The organism is Micromonospora sp. NPDC005298, assembly GCF_040607375.1.
GTDB lineage: Bacteria > Actinomycetota > Actinomycetes > Mycobacteriales > Micromonosporaceae > Micromonospora.
In genome coordinates this window covers 15189-28683 of the sequence record NZ_JBEXGP010000030.1, presented here as the reverse complement: position 1 = coordinate 28683, position 13495 = coordinate 15189, and the positions used below count along the sequence as shown (strand labels likewise).

Annotated in this window: 14 protein-coding genes; 4 read left to right on the top strand and 10 right to left on the bottom strand. The window is 70.9% G+C overall.

Going from position 1 to position 13495, the window contains the following annotated elements:
- Together dnaJ and hrcA are read right to left on the bottom strand one after the other, a co-directional pair.
- Window positions 1-1146, bottom strand: a complete 1146-nt coding sequence (dnaJ, locus tag ABZS77_RS27265) for a molecular chaperone DnaJ (RefSeq protein WP_192580165.1) — start codon at window positions 1144-1146, stop codon at window positions 1-3.
- Window positions 1147-1219: 73 nt separating this feature from the next.
- Complete coding sequence (gene hrcA / locus ABZS77_RS27260; RefSeq protein WP_354828502.1) at window positions 1220-2242, bottom strand: heat-inducible transcriptional repressor HrcA; 1023 nt, start codon at window positions 2240-2242, stop codon at window positions 1220-1222.
- A gap of 228 nt (window positions 2243-2470) precedes the next feature.
- Here hrcA and ABZS77_RS27255 point away from each other — a divergent pair, with 228 nt between their 5' ends.
- Window positions 2471-3112 (top strand): DUF4870 domain-containing protein, encoded by a 642-nt coding sequence (locus ABZS77_RS27255; protein ID WP_354828499.1) that lies wholly within the window; start codon window positions 2471-2473, stop codon window positions 3110-3112.
- A gap of 58 nt (window positions 3113-3170) precedes the next feature.
- On the opposite strand, the gene hemW is transcribed toward ABZS77_RS27255, so the two are convergent.
- Window positions 3171-4394 (bottom strand): radical SAM family heme chaperone HemW, encoded by a 1224-nt coding sequence (gene hemW / locus ABZS77_RS27250; RefSeq protein WP_354828609.1) that lies wholly within the window; start codon window positions 4392-4394, stop codon window positions 3171-3173.
- Between the two features lie 19 nt (window positions 4395-4413).
- Between hemW and ABZS77_RS27245 the strand changes: the two genes are divergently transcribed.
- The gene (locus ABZS77_RS27245; RefSeq protein WP_354828497.1) at window positions 4414-5214 is read left to right on the top strand and encodes an enoyl-CoA hydratase-related protein; all 801 of its coding nucleotides are present in this window, start codon (window positions 4414-4416) and stop codon (window positions 5212-5214) included.
- Between the two features lie 64 nt (window positions 5215-5278).
- Here ABZS77_RS27245 and ABZS77_RS27240 read toward each other — a convergent pair whose 3' ends face one another.
- Entirely contained in the window at window positions 5279-6043 is a 765-nt protein-coding gene (locus ABZS77_RS27240; protein WP_354828494.1) for an SDR family NAD(P)-dependent oxidoreductase, read from the bottom strand.
- A gap of 262 nt (window positions 6044-6305) precedes the next feature.
- Here ABZS77_RS27240 and ABZS77_RS27235 point away from each other — a divergent pair, with 262 nt between their 5' ends.
- A complete protein-coding gene (locus ABZS77_RS27235) occupies window positions 6306-7163 on the top strand; it encodes a hypothetical protein (RefSeq protein ID WP_354828491.1) in 858 nt (285 codons plus the stop codon).
- 221 nt (window positions 7164-7384) lie between these two features.
- Window positions 7385-8287 (top strand): phytanoyl-CoA dioxygenase family protein, encoded by a 903-nt coding sequence (locus tag ABZS77_RS27230; RefSeq protein ID WP_354828488.1) that lies wholly within the window; start codon window positions 7385-7387, stop codon window positions 8285-8287.
- A 51-nt stretch (window positions 8288-8338) separates the two neighbouring features.
- Here the strand turns inward: ABZS77_RS27230 and ABZS77_RS27225 are convergent, their stop codons facing one another.
- From ABZS77_RS27225 to ABZS77_RS27200, 6 genes are all read right to left on the bottom strand, one after another.
- Complete coding sequence (locus ABZS77_RS27225) at window positions 8339-8980, bottom strand: MOSC domain-containing protein (protein ID WP_354828485.1); 642 nt, start codon at window positions 8978-8980, stop codon at window positions 8339-8341.
- Window positions 8981-9008: 28 nt separating this feature from the next.
- Window positions 9009-9839 carry a carbohydrate ABC transporter permease gene (locus ABZS77_RS27220; protein ID WP_354828482.1) on the bottom strand — a complete coding sequence of 277 codons (831 nt, stop codon included), beginning with the start codon at window positions 9837-9839 and terminating at the stop codon, window positions 9009-9011.
- A complete protein-coding gene (locus tag ABZS77_RS27215; protein ID WP_354828479.1) occupies window positions 9836-10822 on the bottom strand; it encodes a sugar ABC transporter permease in 987 nt (328 codons plus the stop codon). Before ABZS77_RS27215 ends, ABZS77_RS27220 begins: the two co-directional genes overlap by 4 nt.
- Complete coding sequence (locus tag ABZS77_RS27210) at window positions 10819-12105, bottom strand: sugar ABC transporter substrate-binding protein (RefSeq protein WP_354828476.1); 1287 nt, start codon at window positions 12103-12105, stop codon at window positions 10819-10821. Before ABZS77_RS27210 ends, ABZS77_RS27215 begins: the two co-directional genes overlap by 4 nt.
- Before the next feature lie 224 nt (window positions 12106-12329).
- Window positions 12330-12614, bottom strand: coding sequence for a GlsB/YeaQ/YmgE family stress response membrane protein (locus ABZS77_RS27205; protein ID WP_354828474.1), 285 nt, complete (start codon window positions 12612-12614; stop codon window positions 12330-12332).
- Window positions 12615-13042: 428 nt separating this feature from the next.
- Complete coding sequence (locus ABZS77_RS27200) at window positions 13043-13327, bottom strand: GlsB/YeaQ/YmgE family stress response membrane protein (protein WP_354828472.1); 285 nt, start codon at window positions 13325-13327, stop codon at window positions 13043-13045.
- Between the last annotated feature and the right edge of the window lie 168 nt (window positions 13328-13495).

Below are 13495 nucleotides of genomic sequence, written 5' to 3'. Positions count from 1 at the left end.
TCAGGCGTGCCCGTTGAACGCGTCGCGCATCCGGGAGAAGAAGCCGCCCTGCTTGGACAGCTCGGCGACCTCCTCACCACGGGTCTTGGCGAAGTCGCGCAGCATCTTCTCCTGGTCCGGGTCGAGCTTGGTGGGCGTGCGGACGTCCAGGTGCACGTAGAGGTCGCCCCGGCCGGTGCCGCGCAGGTGCGGCACGCCCCGGGCGCGCAGGCGCAGCGTGCTGGCCGGCTGGGTGCCGGCCTTGACGTCGACGGTCTCCTCGCTGTCCAGCGTCTTGATGGTGAGTCGGGTGCCCAGCGCCGCCGCGGTCATCGGCACGGTGACCCGGCAGTGCAGGTCGTCGCCCTTGCGGGAGTACACGTCGTGCGGACGCTCGTGGATCTCCACGTAGAGGTCGCCGGCGGTGCCGCCACCCGGGCCGACCTCGCCCTGCTGGGCCAGCCGGATCCGCATGCCGTCCTCGACGCCGGCCGGGATCTTGACGGTCAGCGACCGGCGGGTACGCACCCGGCCGTCGCCGGCGCAGGTCGGGCAGGGGTGCGGGATGGTGGTGCCGTAGCCCTGGCACACGGTGCACGGCCGGGCGGAGACGACCTGGCCGAGGAAGGTGCGCTGCACCGACTGCACCTCGCCCCGACCGCCGCACGCCTCGCAGGTGGCCAGGTGGGTGCCGGCGGCCGTGCCGGCGCCCGAGCAGGTGGTGCAGAGCACCGCGGTGTCGACGGTGATCGGCGCCTCGACGCCGAACGCCGTCTCGTGCAGGTCCAGCTCGAGTCGCAGGATCGCGTCGGCGCCCGGCCGGGTACGCGGACGCGGACCACGCGCGCCTCCGGCGGCACCGCCGAAGAACGCGTCCATGATGTCCTGGAAGCCGACGAACGGGCCGGCCCCACCGGGACCACCCGGACCGCCGGCGCCACCGCCACCGGGGGCGAGCGGGTCGCCACCCAGGTCGACGATCTGCCGCTTGCGGTCGTCCGAGAGGACCTCGTACGCGGCGTTGATGTCCTTGAACTTCTCCTGAGCCTCCGGGTCCGGATTGACGTCCGGGTGGAACTGGCGCGCCAACTTGCGGTAGGCGCGCTTGATCTCGTCATCGGAGGCTTCCCGGCTGACACCGAGGATGCCGTAGTAGTCCCTGGCCACTGCGTTCCGTGTCCTCATGTTCGTCTCGCGTTACGCCGACCGGCGGCCGTAGCCGGCCGTCGGCCCTGACTGGTCAGTTCTGGGCCAGCAGCTCGCCCACGTAGCGTGCCACGGCGCGCACCATGGCGATATTGCCGGGGTAGTCCATCCGGGTCGGCCCCAGCACCCCCAGGCCGCCCACGATGGTGGCGCCCGGGCCGTACCCGGTGCTGACCACCGAGGCGGCGCGCAGGTTGTCGAACTCGTTCTCGTCGCCGATCAGCACCCGGGTCGTGCTCGGCTCGGTCTCGCCGATCAGCTTCAGGAGCACGACCTCCTCCTCCAGCGCCTCCAGGATGGGCCGCAGCGAACCCTGGAAGTCGAGCAGGCCGCCCCGGGTGAGGTTGGCGGTGCCGGCCAGCGCGATGCGTTCCTCGTGCCGCTCGACGAGCGTCTCCAGCAGGACCGTGGAGAGAGTCGTCATCGCGGGGCGCAGCGTGGGCGGGGCGTCCTCGACCAGCGCCTGCACCAGCGGCGGCGTGTCCGACAGTCGGGCGCCGGCGAGCTTCTCGTTCACCAGCCGGCGCAGGTCGGTGACGTCGTCGGCGGGCACCGGCCCGGGCAGCTCCACGAGTCGCTGCTCCACCCGCCCGGTGTCGGCGATCATGACGAGCATCAGCCGGGTCGTGGAGATCGGCACCAGCTCCAGGTGCCGCACCGAGGAACGGGCCAGGCTCGGGTACTGCACGACGGCCACCTGCCGGGTCAGCTGCGCGAGCAGCCGTACGGTGCGGTGCACCACGTCGTCGAGGTCGACCGCGCCGACCAGGAAGCGCTCGATGGCCCGGCGCTCGGCCGGGCTGAGCGGCTTGACCCGGGACAGCCGGTCGACGAAGAGCCGGTAGCCGCGGTCGGTGGGCACCCGGCCGGCGCTGGTGTGCGGCTGCCGGATGTACCCCTCCTCCTCCAGCACGGCCATGTCGTTGCGGACCGTGGCCGGGGAGACGCCGAGCTGGTGCCGCTCGACCAGCGCCTTGCTGCCGACCGGCTCCTGGGTGGAGACGTAGTCCTCGACGATGGCGCGGAGCACGGCGAGCTTGCGGTCGTCCAGACCCATCCTCCGCACCTCCTGTCGCACGTCGGCCGCCGGCGCGACCTCAAGCCGGCGGACCGTCCTGGCACTCGACTGTAACGAGTGCCAGTCTACGTCGGCGCCCCCGCGAGCGCGATGATCAACGACAGCTCGTCGGTGCGGTCCGTACCACCCCGCTCGGGCCGATCGGTCCGGCCGGCCGGGCGGTGTCGCTCTGGTGCCGCGTTGCCAACGGCACCTACCGTGACACCCATGACTGAACCTCCTCGCCCTCCCGGCGCGGGTGACCCCGGTAACTACCCGCCGGAGCCGACCTCCCCGGGCCCGTTCCCGTCGTCGGAGCCGCCCACCGCACCACTGTCCGGGGCACCCGGCCCGGCCGGCTATCCCCCGCCCGGTGGCTATCCGCCGCCCACCGGTGACCAACCGCCGTCGGGCGGCTACCCTCCGCCCGGTGGCTACCCGCCGGGTGGCTATCCCCCGCCCGGAGGTCATCCCGGAGGCGGATATCCGACCGGCGGCGCCTACGGCGGCCCCGGCGGCGGCTACGCCAACAACGAGGACAAGACCTGGGCGCTCGTCGCGCACTTCGGCGGGGCCGCCGGCATGATCCTCAGCGGTGGCGTGCTCGGCTGGATCGGGCCGCTCGTGGCGCTGCTGGCCCGGGGCAACCAGTCCCCCACGGTCCGTGCGCACGCCGCCGCGGCGCTCAACTTCCAGCTCCTGTGGTCGATCATCGGCCTGGTCGGCTGGGTGCTGTCCTGCATCGTGATCGGGTTCATCCCGGTCGCGGCGGCCGTGATCCTCGGCGCCGTGTTCGGCATCATCGCCGGCATCAAGGCCAACGAGGGGCAGCTCTACCGCTACCCGCTCTCCGCCAGCTTCATCAAGTGACCCGGGCCGGCCGCTCCCCCGGCCGGTCCGGCGCCACCGGTCGGGGCGGCGCGCCCGCTCAGGGCAGCAGGTCGCGGACGACGGCGTCGGCGAGCAGCCGGCCGCGCAGGGTGAGCACCGCCCAACCGGCCGCGTACCTCCCGGCGTCCAGCAGACCGTCGGCCAACGCCCGTTCCGCGCCGGCCCGACCGGTGGCGTCGAGCACCGCCAGCGGCAGCCCGCTGGCGAGCCGCAGCCGCAGCATGACGTCCTCCATGTGCGCCTCGCCGGCGGTGAGCACCTCCCGGGCCAGGCCGGGAGACGTCCCGTCGGCCAGCCGCTTGGCGTACGCCGAGGGGTGCTTCACGTTCCACCAGCGCACCCCGCCGACGTGGCTGTGCGCCCCCGGGCCCAGCCCCCACCAGTCCGCGCCGGTCCAGTAGAGCAGGTTGTGCCGGCACCGGGCGTCCTCGCCGCCTGCCCAGTTGGAGACCTCGTACCAGGACAGGCCGGCCGCGTCGAGCGCGGCCTCCGCGGCCAGGTAGCGGTCCGCGGCGACGTCGTCACTGGGGTACGCCAGCTCGCCGCGCTTCATCCGGGCGGCGAGCCGGGTGCCGTCCTCGACGATCAGGGCGTACGCGCTGACGTGGTCCACCCCGGCGGCGACGACCTGCTCCAGCGAGGCCGCGAAGTCCTCGGCCCGCTCCCCCGGCGTGCCGTAGATCAGGTCCAGGTTGACGTGCGCGAACCCGGCGTCGCGCGCCTCCAGGGCGGCGGCGGTGGCCCGGCCGGCGCTGTGTTTGCGGTCCAGGATCGCCAGCACGCCCGGGGAGGCGGACTGCATGCCCAGCGAGATCCGGGTGTAGCCGGCCGACCGCAGCAGCCGCAACGACTCCGGGGTGACCGACTCGGGGTTGGCCTCGGTGGTCACCTCGGCGTCGGCTGCCAGCCCCCAGGTGCGGTCGATGCCGTCGAGGATGCGGGCCAGGTCGTCGGCGGGGAGCAGGGTGGGGGTGCCACCGCCGACGAAGACCGTGTCGACCCGGGGCGGCGGGGTGTCGCCGAGTACCCGGGCGGCGAGGGCCAACTCGGCCAGCACCGTGTCGGCGTACCCCTCGCGGCTGGCGCCGCCACCCAACTCGGCGGCCGTGTAGGTGTTGAAGTCGCAGTAGCCGCAGCGGCTGGCGCAGAACGGCACGTGGACGTACACGCCGAAACCGCGCGCACCGACCGCCGTGGTGGCGGAGGCGGGCAGCGATCCGTCGACGGGGACGGTCTCACCATCTGGAAGGACGCCGGGCATGGCCACTAGTGTGCCCGGCATGACCTCTCCCGACGTCCTCGTGCGGGTCGCCACGGCCCGTGGGGTGACCACGCTCACCCTGGACAGCCCGCACAACCGCAACGCGCTCTCCACGGCCCTGATGACCCAACTGCTGGCGGGGCTGGCCGACGCAGTCGCCGACGACGCGGTCCGGGCGATCGTGCTCGACCACGCCGGCCCGGTCTTCTGCTCGGGGGCCGACCTGAAGGAGACCGCCGCCGCGTACGCCAGCGGAACGGTCCCCGCCGCGATGCTGGGTGACGTGCTCGCCGCGCTGTGGGACTGCCCGAAGCCGGTGCTGGCCCGGGTGGGCGGTCCGGCGCGGGCCGGTGGGCTGGGTCTGATCGCCGCCGCCGACCTGGCGGTCTGCGCCGACGAGGCGACGTTCGCGTTCACCGAGGTACGGATCGGGGTGATCCCGGCGGTGATCTCGGCGACCGTGCTGCCCCGGCTGCACCCGCGTGCCGCCGCCGAGCTGTACCTGACCGGCGACACCTTCGACGGGCGGCGGGCCGCCGAGGTCGGCCTGGTCACGGCCTCGGTGCCGGCGGACGGGCTGGACGACGCGGTGCGGCGCTACTGTGACTCGCTGGTACGTGGCGCCCCCGCCGCGCTGGCCGGCGCGAAGGAGCTGCTGCGCCGGCCGGGCACCGCCGAACTGCGCGCCGACCTGGCCCGCCTCTCCGCCCTCTCGACCGGCTTCTTCCTCTCCGACGAGGGGCGCGAGGGGATCATGGCCTTCCGGGAGAAGCGACAGGCGAGCTGGGTGCCCGCCCCGGACGGCGATCACGCCGGCTAGGACCGAGGCCGTCCGCCCGACCGGGACGCCGCCGCGAGCGGTGGCGTCCCGGTCGCCTGTCGGGTCACCAGGCGGTCGCGCCGCCGTCGACCGGGTAGTTCGCTCCGGTGATGTACGACGCCCGGTCGGAGGCCAGGAAGACCACCAGTTCGGCGACCTCCTCGGGGCGGGCGAAGCGCTTGAGGAGCGTCTTGCCGGTGATCGCGTCCCGGGCCGCCTGGTTGTCGCCGAGGTCGCGTTCGCTGGCCGGGGTGAGGATGGGCCCGGGGCTGACCGCCACCGAACGGATCCCGTGCGGCGCGCCCTCGAGCGCGAGTTGCCGGGTCAGGCCGATGACGCCGGCGTTCGCGGCGGTGTGGCCGACCATCGGGGGGACCTGACCCGCGATCGTCCCGGCCATCGAGGCGGCGTTGATGATGACGCCGCCGCCGCGCCGGACCAGGTGCGGCCAGGCGAACTTCGACACGAAGTACGGGATGTCGAGCTCCCCGGTGATGGTGTACCGCCAGTCCTCGACGGAGAAGTCGGGCATCGGGCCGAAGCGCAGCGCGGCCGCGTTGTTGTAGACCACGTCGAGCCCGCCGTAGGTCGCGGCGGCGTCCTCGACGAGCCCGCGTACCTGCTCCGGATCGGTGAGGTCGACAGGCGCGATGCCTGTCATCTCGCCGCCGGCGGCCCGCACGAGTTCGACCGTCTCGTTGTTGCCGTCGACCTGGAGGTCGGCCCCGACGACCTTGGCGCCCTCGCGGGCGAAGGCCAGCGCCGAGACGCGGCCGAGTCCACCGCCGGTGCCGGTGACCAGCACCACCTTGCCGTCAAGCGTGCCCATCTGAAACCCCTCCCTGCCGGTCCGGGAGCCGTCGCCGACTCCCGGCTGTTGACGTGTCAATCGCCTAAGCCGTCGGCCGGTCGCGGGCTTCCCGCGACCAGGGGTCCGGTGACGCGGGAGACAGGCCGGCGGGGAGGTGAGATCCGCGCTGAACCGGGAACTTTCCGATCGGGTACGCGCCGGCAGAGCCGGCCCCGAACCGGTCGGACGACCCGGACGGCGCCAACGGGACGTACGCTTGTCGAACTGTGTCGACCAGGGGGTGTGGGTGCGAACTCGGGCAGCCGTGGCGGGTGGAGTGGTGCTCATCCTTGTCGCCGTGATCGGAATCTGGCTTGTCGTACGGCAGGCCGGGGACCGTCTGCAACTGCCACTGGCCCGCAAGTGCACAGTCCAGGCCGACGGCCGGGTGGCGCTGGACGCCGACCAGATGGCGAACGCGGCCACCATCGCCGCCATCGGCGCGCAGCGGGGCATGCCCGAGCGGGCGGTGGTGGTCGCGCTGGCGACCGCGTACCAGGAGTCGGGGCTGCGCAACCTCGCCGACGGCGACCGGGACTCGGTCGGCCTGTTCCAGCAACGGCCGAGCCAGGGTTGGGGCACCCAGGCGCAGATCCGCGACCCGCGGTACGCGGCGAACCGCTTCTACGCGGCGCTGAAGAAGGTGCGCGGCTGGGAGGAGATGCGGGTCACCGACGCCGCCCAGCGGGTGCAGCGCTCGGCGTTCCCCGAGGCGTACCAGAAGTGGGCCGACGAGTCCGAGGTGCTCAGCCGGGCCCTGCTGGGCGAGGCCACCAGCGCGGTCGCCTGCACGGTGGGGCGTACGCCGGTGATGCGGGGGGCGGCCGCGGCCGCGCAGCTGACCCGCAACCTGAACCTGGACTGGGGGTTGTCCGGCACCGACGCGGCCGATCTGACCGGGTTGACGGTGCCGGCGGCCGACCAGCGCGACGGCTGGCGGTACGCGCACTGGCTGGTCTCGCACGCCCAGGACCACGGCGTGAAGCGGGTCCGCTTCGGCGACCTGGAGTGGACCGCCCGGGACGGCACGTGGGGCCGGGTGGACGGTGAGCGGGGCCCCGCCGGGCAGGTGTTGGCGGAGGTCTTCGCCGAGGGGTGAGCTGCCCGGATCTCTTAACCGGCAGTCACCGCACAATCGGGCAAAGATCTACCTAACGCCCAATTGGTTATCCCGATATCACTCTGCGCAGTAGAGCCGCTGCACAAGGTCCGGCCCGGGTCCACCGGCGCCACGGGACCTCCCCGATGTCTGGACAGTCGCGTTACGATCGGCGGCCTGTGCCAGAAAAGGATTCACCTCATGGGGAGGGGTACGACGCGGTGTTCGATTACGGCGACCGGACCGGCTACGAACCGATCAGCGACACTGACCGCAAGGAGTTCCACGAGCAGGGCTTCCTCCTGCTGCGCAACGTCCTGACGGAGGACCACCGGGCGGCGCTGGAGGCGGCGGTCGACCGCGTCTACGCGGAGGAGCAGGCCAAGGGCACCACCAAGAAGGACGGCACCCTGCACCTGCTGGGCTTCCTGGAGCGCGACGAGCTCTTCGGCGAGCTGCTGACCCACCCGATCGCCTTCCCGTACATGTGGGGCCTGGCCGGCTGGAACATCTACACCCACCACAACCACCTGGACGTCACCCCGCCGGCCGCCGAGCCGGAGAAGCCCTACTGGGGCTGGCACCAGGACGGGTACCGGCAGAACTCCGACCCGGAGACGATGGACCCGAACCTGCCCCGGCCGATGTTCTCGCTGAAGGTCGCGTACGTGCTGTCCGACCTCTCCGAGACCGGTCGCGGCGCCACCAAGGTCATCCCGGGCAGCCACCTGTGGAACTCGCTGGACCGGCCCAAGGACCTCAGCGTGCACAACCCCGACCCGGAGGGCACGGTGGAGATCACCGCCAACCCGGGTGACGCCTTCATCTTCGACCGCCGGCAGTGGCACTCCCGCTCGACGAACCTGTCGACGATCACCCGCAAGATGCTGTTCGTCGGCTACACCTACCGGTGGATCCGCCCGCTCGACGAGCTGCACCCGGACCTCAACGGCGAGTGGTACCGCAACCGCACGCCCGTGCAGCGCCAGCTGATCGGTGAGGGCACCCACACCGCCAACTACTGGGGCATCAACTGGGACGGGTACGTCGACGACGAGATCCCGCTGCGCAAGGAGCTCAAGGAGCGCGGTCTGCTCGACCGCAACATCCCCTGGCTCCGCTGATCCGACGCTCACCAGGAAGGCCCCCGGTCCGCCGGGGGCCTTCCTGGCGTCTCAGGCGTGACCGGCGAGACGGCGGCGGGCCTTCTCCCGGATCTTCTCCGGCAGGTCCTCCACGTCGAGCAGGCGGGGCAGCAACTCCGGCTCCAGACTGGTCGCCCGGAACACCTCGCCGACCGTCACCCCGTGCGCGGGGCGGTCCACCACCTCGACCGGGTCACCGGCGCCCACCTCGCCCACGCGCAGCACCCGCAGGTACGCCCCCGGCGTGGCACGGACGGTGAAGCGCCGGATCAGGTCCGGCACGCCCCAGAAGCCGGCGAACGTCGTACACGGGGTACGCGGCATCGTCACCTGGAGCACCGCCGAGCCGACCGCCCACTGCTCGCCGATGACCGCACCGGTCACGTCCACCGCGTAGGTGGTCAGGTTCTCGCCGAAACCCCCCGCGCGGATCGACCGGCCGATCTCGGTCGACCACCACGCGGCGTCCTCCTCGGCGTACGCGTAGACGGCCTTGTCCGGCCCGCCGTGGTGGGCCCGTTCGCCGATGAAGTCGCCGGCGAGGCCCTCGGCGAGCACCGGCACCGGCCCGTCGACCGGCCGCTTGTCGATGCCGCTGCGACCGCTCGCGTCGCCGGCCCACTCCGCCTCGGTCACGATGCCGAGGTTCACCGCTGCCACCCTGCCCGTCATGACGGCCAGCCTAGTGGCGGCCCGGCACTCAGCCCTTGACGGCGCCGGCCACCAGACCGGAGACCATCCGCCGCTGCACCAGCAGGAAGAAGATGATGACCGGCAGCGTGAACAGGGTGGACGCGGCCATCACCGGCCCCCAGTTGGTGTCGTCGCGGCCGAAGAAGAACGTCATCGCCACGGGCAACGTGTAACGGCCCTGGTCGTTGATGAACGTCAACGCGAAGATCAGCTCGTTCCAGGCCGTGATGAAGGAGAAGATGCTCGTCGCCACCAGGCCCGGCGCGACAAGCGGGAACAGCACCAGGCGGAACGTCTGGGCACGACTCGCCCCGTCGATCGCCGCCGCCTCCTCCAGTTCCTTCGGCACCGCGGCCACGAAGCCACGCAGCATCCAGACCGCGAACGGCAGCGAGAAGCCGAGGTACGTGAGGATCAGGCTGGGCAGCGTGTTGTAGAGCCCGAGCCGCTGGATCATCAGGAACAGCGGGATGACAAGCGCCTCCAGCGGGATCATCTGCACCACGAGCAGCATGATCAGAAAGCTGGTCCGCAGCTTGAAGCGGAACCGGGCCACCGCCGTGGCGGCGAGCAGCGCCACCAGGCCGCTGAGCACCACCGTGCAGACGGCGACGATCGCGCTGTTGACGAAGAAGTCGAGGAAACTCACGCCGGGGATCAGGTTGCCGGTCAGGATCTCCCGGTAGTGCTCGAGCGTCGGGTGCGCCGGCACCGGCTGCGGGGTCGACGAGAAGATCTCCCTGCTCGGCTTGAGCGAAGTGGAGATCATCCAGTAGACCGGAAACGCCGCGAAGAGCGCGACCAGCAGCCCGGCGCCGTTGAGGGCGATCTTCTTCACGACTCGTCCTCCTGCCTGAGCACCATCCGTACGTAGAAGCCGGTGACCACCAGCAGGATCAGCGTGAGGATCACCGCGATGGCCGCGCCGAGCCCGTACTTCGGGGGCGGCGAGAAGGCTTCGGCGTACGAGTAGATGGAGAGCATGAACGTCGGCCGGTCCTGGGTGCCGCCGGCCAGCACGAACTGCTGGGTGAAGACCTTGAAGTCCCAGATGGTGGAGAGCACGATCAGGATCCCGAAGACCGGGCGCAGCAGCGGGAACGTGATCTTCCAGAAGACCCGCCACGAGCCCGCGCCGTCCATCCGGGCCGCCTCGTGCAGCTCGCTCGGCACGCTCTTGAGACCGGCGAGCACGCTCACCGCGATGAACGGGAACGAGTGCCAGACCACCACCAGGGTGAGGATGGCGAAGAACAGCAGCGGCGAGTTGAACCAGCCGTAGCCCGTCCAGTCGCTACGGCCGAACAGACCGTTGGAGAGCCCGTCCGGCAACGCGTTGAACAGCCACGTGACCAGGCCGCTCGTGTCGTCGAAAATCCACTTCCAGACGATCGTTCCGGTCAGCGCCGGGGTGGCCCAGGCCAGCATCACGCAACTCGCCACGAAGGTGGCCATCTTGCGACCCAGCCGGTTGAGCAGCAACCCGACGAGGGTGCCGAGGACCATGGTGAGCAGCACGTTCGCCGCGGCGAACAGGACCGTGTTGCGCAGCACCGTCAGGAAGAACGGATCGGACAGGATGTCCGTGTAGTTGCCGAGCCCCACCCACGGCCACTCCCGGTCGCCGCGCAGTTGCCGGACGCTGTTGAGGCGGTAGAAGGACATCGCCACGACCTGACCGAGCGGCCAGAGCAGCAACACCCCGATGATCACCAGGGCGGGTAGGAGCAGCAGGTAGGGCAGGCGGTCCACCCGGCGACGCCGCCGCGCGGGGTTCTCCCGCGCGGCGGCCGTCTCCGGCACCTCGGTCAGCGTGGTCACTTGGCGTTGAGGATGCTTTCCATCTCACCGGCCGCGTCGGCGGTAGCCTTCTCGACCGTCTTCTGACCCTTCATGACCGAGCTGTTCATCGCCTGGGTCACCGTCTTGGTCCGGCTGACCTCCACCCACTTCGGGCTGAGCGGCGTGAGCTTGGTGTTCTGCATGGTGGTGGCGAACGCCGACATCACCTTGTCGTTGGCGTACGTGTCACTGGCCACCAGATCCTGGTAGACCGGGAAGAAGCCGAGGCTGCTCGCGAAGGCCTGCGAGTTCTTCTTGTTCAGCAGCACGGTCAGGTAGTCCCAGGCCAGGTCCTGACGCTCGCTGTCCTTCCAGATCGCCACGTCCGAGCCGCCCGCGAAACCGGGCGCGGCCTTGCCGTCCGGACCGGGGATCGGGAACGTACCCCAGACCTTCTCGATCTCGGGGTTGTCCTTCTTCATGGCGCCCTGCTGCCAGCTGCCGGCGAACGCCATCGCGGCCTTGCCGGTGGCGAACTGGGTACGCGCGTCGATCTCGTTCCAGCCGGCGGCGGCCGGCGGGGCCACCTTGTGCACCGTCACCAGGTCGGTCCAGAACTTGACGGCCCGCTGCGCCTCAGGAGTCGTGTAGCCCGACTTCCAGGTGCCGCCCTGGTTGCTGGCGATCTCACCGCCGGCGCCCCAGAGGAAGGAGTAGAACGGCAGCTCGGAGTTGCCCGGCAGCGCGATGCCGTACGTGCCAGGCTTCTTCGCCTGCACGGCCTTGGCGACGGTGACCAGGTCGTCCCAGGTCTTCGGTGGCTGCACGCCGGCCTCGGCGAACCAGTCGGTGCGGTAGTAGATCGCCCGCACGCCCGCGTACCACGGCACGCCGTACTGCTTGCCGTCGAGCTGCGCGTTCTTCACCAGGTCGGGCAGCAGGTCCTTGCCGTCGGCCCAGCCGCCCATCCGGCCGCTCACGTCGGCGAGCGCCTCCTGGGCAGCCCAGCCCTGCGTCTCGGTGTTGCCCAGCTCGGTGATGTCCGGGCCCTCGCCGCCAGCGAGCGCGGCCTGGAACTTCTTGGGCGCCTCGAGCCAGGGAATGTACTGCACGACCACGTCGGTGTCGGGGTGCTTCTGGCGGAACTCGGTCTCGACGGAGTCGAGGAACTTGTTCTGGGCGTCGCCGCCCTCGCCCATCATCCAGACCGTGAGTTTGCTGTCGTCGGACGCCTCGTCACCGGAGCCCCCGCAACCGGTCAGCACCATCGCGGCCGAGGCCACCATGGCGGTGACCGGGGCCAGCCGCTTCCACCTGTTCACGCCAGTTCTCCCCTCGCGCCGCTTGGAACTAACCTTCTCCGCCGCACCTTAGTACGAAGAATTCCTTTACGACAGTGGGAGGTGTCGCGACCGTACCGCAGCCCCGTGACGCCGACCGCCGTGGCACCGGGCCGAAGTCGGGCAACACCGCACGAAAGAGCGCCCGGCCGATGGCCGGGCGCTCTTTCGTGAGCTGTGCGATGGAACCAGGTGATACCGGGTTGTTATCGGGTGACGTGGCGACGCCGACCCACACCGGCCACCAGCGCGACCGCGATGGCCGCCACGACGACCTGTACCAGCAGCTCGGTCCAGTCGATGCCGCTGGTCTCGGTGGCGATGCCCATCGCCCGCGCCAGCACCGTGCCCAGCAGGGCAGCGCCCACGCCGATCAGCAGGTGCAGCCAGATCGGCATGTTCTGCCGGCCCGGGACGACCAGACGGCCGAGCGCGCCGACGATGAGACCAACAACGAGCGCAGTGATGATGCCCCACACGGTGAGCTCCACGGTCGCCCTCCTTCAAAAGAATGTCTGACACACGAGGTGTGTGCTTCCTGTCGTGACCGCTAAGTGCCCGACCGGTGGAAAATCCAAACCGACTTTGTCCACCAGACGATCACGAGTTGGCATACCTGGGCAGGTTCCGCGCTGCCCCGCGCGCGGGTGGCCGCTCGCGCTCGCCCCCGTCCGGGGCGGTCCCCGACCAAGATCGCGCTCGAACACGGAAGTAGTGGCCTCGTCCATCCACCGAGGCCACTACTTCATGGATCCAGCACGATCATGAGCGGTGTACGCGCCGGGTCGCGTCCTCGCCTGCCGCCCTCCCGTTCCCGTCGGCTCCGGGAGGTCGGCGCGCGGTACGAACGCCGATGGGCGCCCGACCTGTCGGTCGGGCGCCCATCGGAGGTGTCGCGGTGTTACCTGTGGTGCGGGTGTCAGTGGGTGACGCTGCGGCGGCGACCCACGCCGGCCACCAGCGCGACCGCGATGGCCGCCACGACAACCTGCACCAGCAGCTCGCCCCAGTCGATGCCGCTGGTCTCGGTGGCGATGCCGATCGCACGGGCCAGCACGGTGCCCAGCAGCGCGGCGCCGACACCGATCAGCATGTGCAGCCACATGGGCATGTTCTGCCGGCCCGGGACGACCAGACGGCCGAGCGCGCCGACGATGAGACCAACAACGAGCGCAGTGATGATGCCCCACACGGTGAGCTCCACGGTCGCCCTCCTTCAAAGATGTCCGACACACGAGGTGTGTGCTTCCTGTCGTGACCGCTAAGTGCCCGACGGGTCGAAAATCCAAACCGACTCACGGCAAAAGACAGCGCCAGCCGTCGATGTCCAAGGGCTGCGTCGGTTGGTGACACACGCATCCACACAGGTAGG